Annotated in this window: 12 protein-coding genes; 11 read left to right on the forward strand and 1 reads right to left on the reverse strand. The window is 38.8% G+C overall.

Going from position 1 to position 13028, the window contains the following annotated elements; all coding sequences use genetic code 11:
- Positions 1-8: 8 nt before the first annotated feature.
- From B0169_RS13990 to B0169_RS14015, 6 genes are all read left to right on the forward strand, one after another.
- Complete coding sequence (locus B0169_RS13990) at positions 9-830, forward strand: ABC transporter ATP-binding protein (RefSeq protein ID WP_077286807.1); 822 nt, start codon at positions 9-11, stop codon at positions 828-830.
- 183 nt (positions 831-1013) lie between these two features.
- Positions 1014-2264, forward strand: coding sequence for a phenylacetate--CoA ligase family protein (locus B0169_RS13995; RefSeq protein WP_077286809.1), 1251 nt, complete (start codon positions 1014-1016; stop codon positions 2262-2264).
- A gap of 62 nt (positions 2265-2326) precedes the next feature.
- Positions 2327-2818: a PaaI family thioesterase gene (locus B0169_RS14000; RefSeq protein WP_328589027.1), complete on the forward strand. Its 492-nt coding sequence runs from the start codon at positions 2327-2329 to the stop codon at positions 2816-2818.
- Between the two features lie 484 nt (positions 2819-3302).
- The gene (locus tag B0169_RS14005; protein WP_143323556.1) at positions 3303-4118 is read left to right on the forward strand and encodes a hypothetical protein; all 816 of its coding nucleotides are present in this window, start codon (positions 3303-3305) and stop codon (positions 4116-4118) included.
- A 379-nt stretch (positions 4119-4497) separates the two neighbouring features.
- Positions 4498-4983 (forward strand): TonB family protein, encoded by a 486-nt coding sequence (locus tag B0169_RS14010; RefSeq protein WP_158077097.1) that lies wholly within the window; start codon positions 4498-4500, stop codon positions 4981-4983.
- A 331-nt stretch (positions 4984-5314) separates the two neighbouring features.
- Positions 5315-5683, forward strand: coding sequence for a hypothetical protein (locus B0169_RS14015; protein ID WP_077286816.1), 369 nt, complete (start codon positions 5315-5317; stop codon positions 5681-5683).
- Between the two features lie 182 nt (positions 5684-5865).
- On the opposite strand, the gene ubiT is transcribed toward B0169_RS14015, so the two are convergent.
- A complete protein-coding gene (gene ubiT / locus B0169_RS14020; protein ID WP_077286818.1) occupies positions 5866-6441 on the reverse strand; it encodes a ubiquinone anaerobic biosynthesis accessory factor UbiT in 576 nt (191 codons plus the stop codon).
- A 228-nt stretch (positions 6442-6669) separates the two neighbouring features.
- Between ubiT and ubiU the strand changes: the two genes are divergently transcribed.
- The 5 genes from ubiU to ushA all read left to right on the forward strand — a co-directional run bounded on the left by ubiU (position 6670) and on the right by ushA (position 12773).
- Positions 6670-7665 (forward strand): ubiquinone anaerobic biosynthesis protein UbiU, encoded by a 996-nt coding sequence (gene ubiU / locus B0169_RS14025; RefSeq protein WP_077286819.1) that lies wholly within the window; start codon positions 6670-6672, stop codon positions 7663-7665.
- Between the two features lie 151 nt (positions 7666-7816).
- The gene (locus B0169_RS14030; RefSeq protein WP_077286821.1) at positions 7817-8698 is read left to right on the forward strand and encodes a U32 family peptidase; all 882 of its coding nucleotides are present in this window, start codon (positions 7817-7819) and stop codon (positions 8696-8698) included.
- A 165-nt stretch (positions 8699-8863) separates the two neighbouring features.
- Complete coding sequence (locus tag B0169_RS14035; RefSeq protein ID WP_077286823.1) at positions 8864-10012, forward strand: cupin domain-containing protein; 1149 nt, start codon at positions 8864-8866, stop codon at positions 10010-10012.
- A gap of 82 nt (positions 10013-10094) precedes the next feature.
- The gene (locus tag B0169_RS14040; protein WP_077286825.1) at positions 10095-10784 is read left to right on the forward strand and encodes a pseudouridine synthase; all 690 of its coding nucleotides are present in this window, start codon (positions 10095-10097) and stop codon (positions 10782-10784) included.
- Between the two features lie 357 nt (positions 10785-11141).
- Positions 11142-12773 (forward strand): bifunctional UDP-sugar hydrolase/5'-nucleotidase UshA, encoded by a 1632-nt coding sequence (gene ushA / locus B0169_RS14045; protein WP_077286827.1) that lies wholly within the window; start codon positions 11142-11144, stop codon positions 12771-12773.
- Positions 12774-13028 lie beyond the last annotated feature (255 nt).

A 13028-nucleotide genomic window follows, 5' to 3' on the forward strand; every position in this document is an offset into this window, starting at 1 on the left:
GAGTATGTATGTCACAAGCAGCGACAAAATTACAAACTGCATCACCAATATTAACAGTAAACAATATTGAAGTCGTTTATGACGAAGTCATACAAGTACTTCGTGGCGTAAGTTTAGATGTACCAGAAGGTGAAGTTGTTACCCTATTAGGGCCTAATGGGGCAGGTAAATCGACGACACTAAAAGCGATTTCAGGTTTGTTGAAAACTGAAAATGGTGAAGTTACTAAAGGCGACATTACTTTTTTGGGTGAACGTATCGATAGTAAAAACGCTGAAGACGTTGTGCGTAGTGGCCTGTTTCAGGTGATGGAAGGTCGTCGAATTATCGAAGATATGACGTCATTAGAAAACTTAAAGTTGGGTGCTTATACCCGTAAAGACTCGCAAATAAACCAAGATATAGAAATGGTTTACCACTATTTTCCTCGTTTAAAAGAACGTACGGGTTTAGCGGGATATTTATCAGGCGGAGAGCAGCAAATGCTCGCCATTGGTCGAGCATTGATGGCACGACCCAAAATGATTTGTTTAGATGAGCCGTCAATGGGTCTATCACCATTGTTGGTTAAAGAAGTTTTTGGCATTATTAAAAAAATTAATCAAGATCAGGGTATTACCATGTTGTTGGTTGAGCAAAATGCTAACTATGCCTTAAGAGCTGCAAATTATGGCTACATTATGGAGTCAGGTAAGGTGGTACTTGATGGTACACAGGAGCAGTTATTAAATAACGAAGATGTGAAAGAGTTTTATCTTGGTGGCGGTAATGAAGAGCGTAAAAGCTTTAAAGGTTTGAAGTCTTATAAGCGCCGTAAGCGCTGGTTGTAATTGCAGTAGCGCATGTGTTCAGCACGACTATTTTTAACGTTTTTCTGCCGACAAGATATTATCAGGCAGGCATTAAATGCCATATTAATAGCCCTTACTAGGGCTATTTACTGATTTTATTCATGATGGATAGAATCAATTATCTTCAATCACCAGTAATTTTCAACATAACTTTGAGCTATTATGACGACATATTATCACCCCGATGAACATCAAGCTTGCCAAGCTAGAGAGCAGTCATTGTTTTCTCGATTACCGACATTTATTGCTAATGCGCAGCGCCATAGTCCTTATTATCAAACGCTGCTAACGGATGTTAATGCTGATAGTATTAATTCAAGAGCCGCGCTTGCACAGTTACCTATCACGCGAAAATCAGACCTCATTACCCTGCAAAAACGTCAGCTACCCTTAGCAGGTATGAACACCAGTAATGGTCAAATTAGCCGAATATTTCAATCTCCCGGACCGATTTATGATCCTGAACGTTGCCAAGATGATTGGTGGCGAATGGGACAAGCTTTCCATGCCGCGGGCTTTGTTGCTGGTGACTTAGTGCAAAATTGCTTGTCGTATCATTTAACCCCAGGTGGCTTTATTCTCGATTCAGGCGCACGTGCTTGTGGTTGCATTGTTATTCCTGCAGGGCCAGGACAAACTGAGCAGCAACTCGATATAATTGAAGACTTAAAACCTCAGGGCTATTGTGGTACGCCATCGTTTTTAAATATTTTAATCAATAAAGCAAAGGCGCAAAATCGCGATATTAGCAGCCTTAAAAAGGCCTTAGTAACAGGCGAAGCGTTACCCAAAGCTTTGCGCGATGAATTCACTCAGGCTGGAATTAATGTTTTACAAGCCTATGCCAGTGCCGATGTTGGTTTAATTGGTTATGAAAGCGTCGCAGATGACGGATTAATTATTTCAGAAAACCTTATTGTTGAAATTGTTCGACCGGGCAGTTTAGAACCCGTAGCAGATGGCGAAATAGGTGAAGTAGTGGTAACAAGTTTTAATGCTGACTACCCTTTAATTCGTTTTGCAACAGGTGATTTATCGGCTATTAAACCAGGAGGAAGCGCTTGTGGTCGCAGCAATATGCGTATCAAGGGCTGGTTAGGACGAGCAGATCAAACGACAAAAGTAAAAGGCATGTTTGTGCATCCGGAGCAAATTGAACGGGTGCGTTTAACCACAACATATTGTCCGAAAGTACGTTTAACCGTTACTCAGCAAGATCATCAAGATAAAATGCACTTACAGTGTGAGTTTGATAATACACATAATGCGGATATCGATACCCAGCTATTAGTCAATCAACTTAGCGATAGCTTAAAGCAATTAACCAAACTCAATGGGAGTGTTGAACTTGTTGCTTTAGGGGGCTTACCTGATGATGGTAAAGTTATTGATGATCAAAGAGTTATTGCCTAGTTATAGCCTAGCCATAGCATAATAACCAACAACAATATAAAAAGGAGTTACCCTTGAGCAACATGGCTTTTCAAGACTGTTACCCAGAAGAACTTAGCCACTGTTATGGTTGTGGTAAAAATAACCATGATGGTCATCAACTAAAAAGTTATTGGCATACTGAACAAGGCAATGTGAGTGAACAAGCGGCTGAAGAAACCGTTGCCCATTTTATGCCTGAACAACGTCATACTGCTATTCCTGGTTTTGTTTATGGCGGTTTAATTGCTTCACTGATTGATTGTCATGGCACGGGTAGCGCTGCTGCCATGGCATATCGCCAAGCAGAGCGTGCAATGGGGACTTTACCTGCACTGCGCTTTGTAACGGCAGCATTAAATGTTAGCTATTTAGCACCCACGCCGATGGGCGTTGAACTGGAACTTATCGGCCGCTTTATTGAAGTTAAAGCTAAAAAAGTGGTGGTAGAGATAACAGTATCGGCAAACAAGGTTGTTTGCGCTAAAGGTACGGTTGTAGCGGTAAAAATGCCTGATTCTATGAGCCCCGCTTAATTTTCAGTCTAAATCAGCATTAGTCAGTATTAGTAGATGTGTTACGGTTTTACTAATGCTGATTTTTTACGCTTTAATTTTTTAAATCTTCGCTTTAGTGTTTAACTCACGCTAAATACTTGAGCTTAGTAGACAGATTAAGCTTGTTAAATTTATGACGATAATTTAGGAAGGGTGTCCTGTTAATTTCTGTTAATTTTATCTGACAATTCGATAAATATACGAATTTTATCTAAATCATATAAAAAGTATGGTGAAACCTGATCAGACTTTTTCAAAACAACTCCAAGTTATAAATAGCTGATGGCTAACTTCCTTCCAACTAACAAGGGTAAAGCTGAGCTAATACGCACCATGATTCAATAACAATCACACGAATACATACAAACACATACAAAACCGTACAATAATACCTTACAGCATTTTCTCTAGAAAACCTTACAATAGCGCGTTCTATAAGGCACTTAAAACTCGAGAAAAATTTATGAACACAATGACGCTAACGCTATTAATTTCAACAGCATTTTTATTGACAGCGTGTGGAGGAGGTGGCTCAGAAAAATCTGTGCCTACAACTACACCTGTAACAAAAGTTACTACGCCAAAAGCGCAACTAACGGAAAGTAACTTAGCTGTAGGAGTTTTAAATATGAGTGATAAAGTTCTTGATTTTAATGTTGATTTTTCTAAAGATCAGGATAACGTCACAAAAATAGGGAAAACAGTATTCGGCGTACCAGCATATACTTCTGAAAATGATGTATTTGTATCGAGAGTTAATGAAGCTTTAAGTTTCACAATATCTACGCCTGGCCATAACCAATTAGAAATAACTAGTCTAGATTCTAATACTAAAGAAAGTGTCTCTGAGAAGATAGAAATAACATTCCAATCCACTATTGAAGCTTCCACCCAATACGTTGTGGTAGCATATCCATCTTTTGATTCAGCTCTAAATGAGCCCGCGGTTCATACCAGTCTTATCAAGCTCAATAATACGTTGGAAGATACAAAGTCTATTGAAATAGACATCTTTAATTTTACAGGGCTAGAGCAACTGAGCTACCGCGTAAATTGTTCTAGCGGCACTGCTATGGACGTGATAGATAATAAAGAAACCCCACATGAAACGATTTCATGCCCCAGTGGTCAGGATTTAGTGTCTGTTAGCATCATAAATAAAGGTGTAATAACTGCGCTTGAATATAGCTTTGTTTCAGGATCGAAATATTCTTTAGTTGCAGGGAAAAACAATAATAGTGAAATAATTAGTCAACTAATTAACAAACAATCTTTCTAACCCTCACTACAGTAATACTGAAGTGGTCAAGTAATATTGGCCACAGTTTTGCTGCTTAACTCATACCTTCTTTCTGATTCATTTGGACTTATTCCTGCGTTGTACCTATGTGGTCTCGTCTGATTGTAATCAGACATGATATTATTAATGATTGCTTACTTGGCGCCAGTGTCCGCTTAATTAGTACTTAAATTGTTCGTGATCCAATATAAAATGTGATTGAATAAGGATATCGGCATTAGAGCTAATTTAGAATGAGTGCCAGTTTAATTGTTTAATTTTGGATTAATTACAGCAAGCTATTAATAAGATGGTTAACAAACTGCCCCTCTTAAGTTTTGCGCTATTATCCTTTATGAGTTATGGAGATAAAAATATAATGTTAGAAAGTATTAATAACATTAAGTTAACCCCAAAAAAATCAAAACTAAAAGTTGTATTACTTACCATTACTACCTTGGCTTTGGTCTCTGGTGTAAGTGCTGCGGGCAATAACGAATGGATGAATGGTCAGAAAAAAGTTGAGTTTAGTACAAAAATAAACACGAGCATAGAGCCCATTTTACGTATAGAACCTAAATATCCCATTCGCGCTGCGCGTGATGAAATTGAAGGTGCTGTGCTATTAAAGTTTGATATTGATCTAGATGGAAGTCCGAAAAATATTAGTGTATTAACCGCCATACCTGAAAATGTATTTAATAGGGTATCTATTAGAGCGTTAAAACAGTGGAAATATGCCCCAGATCCTAAAAAAGTGTTAAAAGATAATGTGGTCCAGTTAGACTTTAGAATGAATGCGAATTCTACGTTTGAGTCAGTTAATTTAATCGAAAAAATAAGCATTAATAATCAAAAGAATTAAGCCAGAACTAAGCTAGAATTAAGCAATTAAATCGTGATTAAGCCGACACTCAACCATTCAAATTGATGAAATATAACTTATGCACTTCACTCAACTTACCAAGCGAGTTAGTTCAAGTGCATGATGGCCATGCCAAGCAAGCAAAAAATCAGTTTGACTAAGTTAGAGAGCGTGTTCGCTTCATTTGTGACAAGGTCTGTTGATTTTCTGCCATGCGCGTTTCATCTCTACATTCCCGTTAACTGGCTTGATGATAAAATTTAAATTGCACGCCCTAGATCAAAGTTATAGAACACCTATGCTGTAAAATCAGCGATAGAACTATCATTCAATGAGTAAAGTAGGTGTTATGTGGTACTTATATCTAGGCTATATTCTGGCACAGTCATATGCTGTAGTTGAAAAGTTAATTGTTTCAAATATTACCCCTCTAGCGATGTTTTTCTCTGTACTGGTGTTTTTTATTTGGTCAACATTTCCGGTTGCTGGGTATTTGTTGGCAAAGATATGTCGCGCGCCAGCAAATTTAAATAGCAAAATGTTGCTAGCCTGTGGCTTTGGTTTAGGTTTTGTGGAAAATATTCTATTTCACTTTAACGTCTTAACTTATGGTCAGGAAACCTTAGGAACGTTTATTGTTTTTTGTTTATCTTTTCTGTTGGCTTATATCTCATACTACAAACCGCTTCAGCCAGTATAGTTGAATGCTCTCAATGCCAGCCTCAACAAATACTCTGACAGAGCACTGAACACATAACGATGAATATTTGAATTTTTAGCTGCCCGTGATGTACTGGCAGCTTTTTATTTGGCAGTTAGCGGCATTTATCTGTTTTATATTGCTAGGTGGTTATTTGATATTGTCGCGTCTCTTTTGCGTAATTATTGCTGAGCGTGTTTCATTTCATATTGAGTTTGCTGAACAAGCTCGGCCAGCATGTTAATAATTTTATGAACACTACTTGGTAGCTGGTCAAGGTCAATAGCATCAATTAAGTTCTTTACTTCTAAACCGAGCTCAGTATCACCTTCAATTTGTAATCGTCGTTGGAAAAATAAGGTATCTGGGTCTTGTTTACGGCCGGCAATAAGTAATAAATCGTCACCAGCAGCTTTAAAACTAACATCTTCTTGTATGGCTTGGCTTGGTGCAGCCATAACAAGGTTATTGTTTTGAAAGCTTAACCACCAATGTAGATCAATATCAGTAATCGATATTTTTAACCATTTATCAGTTAAAAATTCAAAATCACCATCGTCAATTGCTTCTTTAAATACTGAGTGCAGTGCTGCTATCAGCAGTGATTTTTGGGCAAAAAAGGGCACAAAACGCAAGCTGGGCTTTAATATTTTAGGTACAAATGACAAGGCATGCTGACGCACACTTAACGGAATATTGTTTAAGTTTAATTGCTTGTTTAGTCGCTTACTGAGTTGACTGTTCACTGTTTGGTCCATTTTTCTCTCGCTATAGCTGGCGGGTGCCAGACGACATATATAGAACAGTAGCACAGGCTCAGTAATGCTTTTATGAAGTAGATCAAAGTTGACTCGAGGCTTTGTTAATTTTGCATTACCGAGCTGAAATAAAAACCTTATCAACGCTAAGTTAGTTATTTTATATCAAATAATGTTTTATCCAAGCTAGGTAAACTGCCCCGCATAGTTAATTTAGGTTGGGATGTTATGGAACTTTTGTGTCCTGCGGGTAATTTGCCCGCACTTAAAACAGCGATTGATAACGGTGCTGACGCTGTTTACATCGGAATGAAAGATGATACCAATGCTCGGCACTTTGCCGGTCTTAATTTTAATGATGGCAAATTGGCAAAAGCGGCTGACTATGTTCACCAACATGGTAAAAAGTTGCATGTAGCCATTAACACCTTTGCGCATCCCGGTGGCGAAGCACGTTGGCGAACAGCGGTAGATAATGCTGTCGCTATTGGCTGTGATGCTTTGATCATTGCCGATTTAGGTATTTTAGATTACGCCGCAACAAAGTACCCAGATGTTGAGCGTCATGTATCAGTGCAAGCATCAACCACTAATTTAGAAGCGATTAAGTTTTTTAAAAATAACTTTGCTGTTGAGCGTGTGGTATTACCACGCGTTTTATCGGTACAACAAGTGCGTCAATTAGCGAAAACTAGCCCTGTTAAGCTGGAAGTTTTCGCTTTTGGTAGCTTATGTATTATGTCAGAAGGGCGCTGTTATCTATCATCTTACATGACAGGTGAGTCGCCCAATACCGCAGGTGCTTGCTCTCCAGCTAAATATGTACGCTGGCAAGAAACCGATCAAGGTTTAGAGAGCCGATTAAATAATGTCCTGATTGACCGTTATCAACCTGACGAAAATGCCGGTTATCCCACGCTATGTAAAGGCCGTTTTGAAGTTGATGACAATGTGTATCACGCTTTAGAAGAGCCAACGAGCTTAAATACCCTAGAGCTGATCCCTGAGTTAGTCAAAATGGGCATAGCCTCAGTAAAAATTGAAGGCCGCCAGCGTAGCCCTGCTTATGTTGAGCAAGTGGCGAAAACTTGGCGTATGGCGCTTGACCGTTTTGCCCAAAGTCCCGAGCAATATCAAGTAGAAACAGCGTGGATGAATACCTTAGCTAACTTGTCTGAAGGTAGCCAAACCACCTTAGGTGCTTATCATCGTAAGTGGCAATAACTGCTGTGAAGCGAACTAGGTTAGTCCGCCATTATGTTACTAACAACAAAAGCCATGACAAAAATTTACCGAGAAAAGTGAGTGCGCAAACGTTTAGCGTGATATTTCGACGGCTTAGCCGGTATTTGGCAAATAATAATTGGAAGTGTTTATGAAATTTTCTCTTGGTCCGAGTTTGTTTTTTTGGCCAAAAAACGATGTTGAAGCGTATTACCAGCAAGCATTAACCAGTAAAGCCGATATTATCTATTTAGGTGAAACTGTCTGCTCAAAGCGCCGTGAATTACGTGCGAAAGACTGGATAAACCTTGCGAAGGAACTTGCGAGTAACAGTAACAAGCAAATCGTTCTTTCAACCATGACCTTGTTGGAATCACCGGCAGAAATCCAAACTTTACGCCGGCTGTGCGCCAACGGAGAGTTATTAATTGAAGCTAATGATTTAAGTGCCGTACAAATGATGCATGAGCAGCAACTGCCCTTTGTTGCCGGGCCTGCCATCAATTGCTACAACATAGCAACGTTAAAAGTATTAATTAAACAAGGTATGAGTCGTTGGGTGATGCCGGTTGAGCTTTCAGGAGATTGGTTAAAAACCTTATTGCAGCAAGCCGAGCAAGAAAATATTCGCAAGCAATTTGAATGTGAAGTATTCGCTTGGGGATATATGCCATTAGCGTACTCTGCTCGATGCTTTACTGCTCGTTCAGAGGATCGACCCAAAGATGATTGCCAGTATTGTTGTATTAATTACCCGCAAGGGCGAAAAATGAATAGCCGTGAAGGCGAGCGAGTATTTATTTTAAATGGCATCCAAACCATGTCTGGTTATCAATATAACTTAGTTAATGAAGTACCTGAAATGGCTAGTATTGGCGTTGATATTGCGCGTATTAGCGCTGATAGTGAACAAGCATTTACTATGCTTGATCGATTTGGCAAACAGTTAGTACAAGCAGAGAAATACCCGTTAGACGGGGTCGAAGAGTGTAATGGTTATTGGCATAAAATTGCCGGTATGTCAGTTGCTTAAGGCTCTGCGCATAACCCGTTTATGGCTAGGTCATAACTAAGCTAAAGTAAGCTGAAATAGCCGTAAGTTACGTGCAGCAGTATTACGATTTTACGTACAGCTATTATCTTGTGCTTTTACTCACTGTTATTAACATCAAACATAGCATTGCTAAAAGGTTATTCCATGTATCAACTGAACGCTGAAGCGTTTAATTCACAAGAGTTTTTAACCAAGTACTGGCAAAAAAAGCCGTTACTTATTCGTCAAGGGTTTAAAAACTTTCAAGACCCGATCAGTGCCGATGAAATAGCAGGTTTGGCATGTGAAGAAGAGGTAGAGTCGCGATTAGTTTATAAAACAGCTGCACAATGGCAAGCACAGTTTGGCCCGTTCGACTCCTATCAACATTTAGGTGACAAAGACTGGTCGTTAGTCGTGCAAGCGCTTGATCATTGGTCGGAAGAGGCGGCACAAATGATCGAGCCGTTTCGCTTTATTCCTCAATGGCGCTTAGATGACTTAATGGTGAGTTTTGCCACCCCAGGTGGTGGCGTTGGTCCACATATTGATTGGTATGATGTTTTTATTTGCCAAGGCTCTGGCAAGCGTCATTGGCGTGTGGGTGATAAAGGCCTGCACCGAGAATATGCTGCTCACCCTGCTTTATTACATGTTGAACCTTTTGAAGCAATGATTGATGTTGAGTTAGCACCTGGCGATATTTTATATATTCCACCAGGATTTCCCCATGAAGGTATAACTTTAGCAACCAGTTTGAGTTTCTCGGTTGGTTTTCGTGCCCAGTCTGCGGTGAGCTTATTGAGCGGCCTTGCTGATCATTTAATTGATCATGAGCAAGGTGGGGAGTTAATTTCTGATCCAGAACGACAAGTAACTCAACATAGTGGCGCAATCAATCATGCAGACTTTGCTAAGATAAAACAACAAATAACATCACTCACTCAAGATGACGATTCGCTGCGTGATTTTATTGGCAGTTTTTATACTCAAGCCAAGCATGAGCTTGATTTGCAAGCCCATAATGAACTGATTGAATCTGAACATGTTACCTGTGCGATGACCGAGCACAATTTAATGCGCCTAGGTGGATTGAGAGCGTTTTATTTTCCAGAAACGTTATCACAAGGACTTTGCTATATTGATGGTAAAGCGGTGAGCTTCCCAGCAAAAATTTCGCCAATCGTACAGTTGATGTGTGATCAAGTTGTTGTAAACACTGAGCAGCTAGAGCCTTGGTTGAACAATAATGATTTTATCGACTTTATTACCCAACAACTTACTGCAGGGTATTGGTATTTTTCTGATGCTTGAGCGTTATAGCCTTGCTAAAACTGTTTAAATGGCGATAATAGCGTCGCCTTTTTTCTATTAGCTATTAACCACAGAACTGACTATGCGCCTCGATAAATTTATTTGTAAAAGCACCGAACTTACCCGCAGTGAAGCGAAAAAACTACTTAAAATCGGCAAAGTCACGGTAAATGACCTCATAGTGAAAGATCCTGCAACTCAAGTACATGAAAATAATACTATTTGCATTGAAAGCGAAACGCTAACTGCACGCAGTTCTCGCTATATTATTTTGCATAAACCAGTAGATACCATTTGTTCGAATGTTGATGAAATTTATCCGTCATTATTGCACCTAGTTGATGTTGATCGAGCTTTTGATATGCACATTGCTGGGCGTTTAGATGCTGATACTACCGGATTAGTGTTAATAACAGATGATGGTCGTTGGTCACATAATATTATTTCACCGAAAAAACAGTGTGAAAAAGTTTATCGTGTCTGGTTACGTGATCCATTAAAAACCGATACCGAAGAAAAGTTTGTTCAGGGTGTGCAGCTGCAAGGTGAAGATGATTTAACTCGCCCTGCAAAATTACAGCAAGTGGATGAACGTGAAGTACTCTTGACTATTACCGAAGGTAAATACCATCAAGTTAAACGTATGTTTGCCGCCGTGGGTAACAAAGTTGTTGGTTTACATCGCGAGCAAATAGGTCCGATAAAGTTAGCCAATTTATCGCTAGGTGAATGGCGTTACTTAACTCAAGCCGAGGTTGATGCTTTCTTATAAATATTAAGTGTGAATACTGACAAATAGTAAGCATTATTGTAGTAGCTGTTCTTGGCGGCAAATAAAGCTTAGAGGAGAAAATAATTGTCGTTAATTTTATAAAATTCCTCATCAAGGTAGAGCTCAAATAGGCTTTTCTTAAGGATTATTAATACTAAAAGAAATATATTTTCCTGTAATGACACCAGCTTTAATTTCATTTTGATAATTTTTGCGATTCATAATAAAATAGCTTTGCTTTGGACTCTGTTGGCTGTCCGAGTTTTATATTGAGTTTACTCTAGTTTTTGCCCCCCAATATTTTAGCCAACTAAATTTTCCCTAACCCTTACCGGTTATAGCCAAATAAGTTGAATTATGCGTATATTTATTTCCTCAATGCTACTGGTTTTTATTTCAGCGTGTAGCCAGCCGATTTTACAAAAAGAAGTAAGTTACTTAACCGTACTTCATACTAACGATAATCATGGTCGATTTTGGCACAATAAACATGGTGAATATGGCATGGCAGCCCGTAAAACATTGATTGACCAATTACGTGGGGAAGCAAAAGCAAAAGGTCATTCATTATTATTACTTTCGGGTGGCGATATAAATACGGGCGTACCGGAGTCTGATTTACAATTCGCAGAGCCTGATTTTAAAGGAATGTCTGAAATAGGTTATGATGCCATGGCTATTGGTAATCACGAATTTGATAACTCGCTTGAAATACTTGATACACAGCAATCATGGGCAAACTTTCCTTTTTTATCTGCTAATATTTTTGACAAATTAACCAATAAGCCTCGTTATCAGCCATATACAATAATAAAGAAAAATAACTTAACCATTGCCGTTATTGGTTTTACAACAACTGATACCGCAAAAATTGCTAACCCAAAACATGTTGGGAGTTTAGCATTCAAAAAGCCTGAAGCTATTGCAGCCTCTTTGCTGTCAGAAATACAACAAAAACATCAACCAGATATTACCATTGCGGTAACACATATGGGGCATTACGTTGATGCTAACCATGGTGTAAACGCTGCAGGTGATATTACGCTTGCTCGTTCATTACCTAAAGGAGCACTCGATATTGTTGTCGGAGGGCATAGCCAAGAACCTGTTTGTATGGCTGAAAAAAACACAGTAGATGTAACATTTTCTCCTGGTAAACCTTGCCGCCCAGATCATCAAAATGGCACTTGGATCATGCAAGCACATGAATGGGGAAAATATGTAGGTAAAGCTGAATTCAAGCTAGAAGATGGGCAACTGACTTTACTTAACTATGCACTGTTACCTGTTAATTTATATAAATTGGGAAGTGATGGTGAGCGTTTGAAGCAGTTGGCTAATGAATATATTGAGCCTAACCAAGCATTAAAAGCGTTGTTATTACCTTATCAACAACGAGGTGAAAAACAAGTTTTAGGTAACGTGGGCTATACAAATGGTAAGCTTGAAGGCGATCGAAACAAAGTACGTTTGCAGCAAGTCAACCTTGCTAGCTTAATTATTAGCGCACAAATGACTGCCGTAGAGGCTGATTTTGGCATTATTAGTGGCGGAGGAATTCGCGATAGTATTCAAGCCGGTGATATTAGTTATAAAGATGTTTTAAAAGTACATCCATTTAATAATCTCATTAGTTATATTGACTTAAGTGGTCAGCAAATAGTGGATTATTTTTCCGTTATCGCTAAATTTCCACCAGATTCTGGTGCCTATTTACAATATAAAAATATTAGCTTTAATTGGCAAGATGGCGAAATAGCGCATGTTAAAATCAAGGGGCAACCTATTGAGTTAAATAAAACCTATCGCATGAGTATTAATGCTTATAATGCCTCTGGCGGAGACGGATATCCAACGTTGACTGATCATCAAGCTTATGTCGCTACCAATAAAACTGATGCTGAAGTACTTAAACACTACATTGAAGTTAATACACCCATTAATATAGCGGATTACGCCGTTGATAACCTAGAGACTAATGCGAATTAGTTGCCGTTTGTAGTTTATGAAGGGGAGTGTTGTTTTAATTTCTCAGTATCTGCTTCATACGCATAGACTCCTAAGTACCAGCGCCCAGGTAATGAGCAAAAAATTGTTGGCTAAAATGTTGAAAAACGAAACAGCCAACTTTTTTATTGTTATTAATTAGCTTGTTATACCTAACCTGAACTCTGGATAATGAGTGCTTGATGTTCAAGTGAATCAAAAGCTTAGGTGGCAAAGTAAATGCTAAAAGGTAATTTT

Origin of the sequence: Cognaticolwellia aestuarii, assembly GCF_002000025.1 — a bacterium.
Classification (GTDB): domain Bacteria; phylum Pseudomonadota; class Gammaproteobacteria; order Enterobacterales; family Alteromonadaceae; genus Cognaticolwellia; species Cognaticolwellia aestuarii.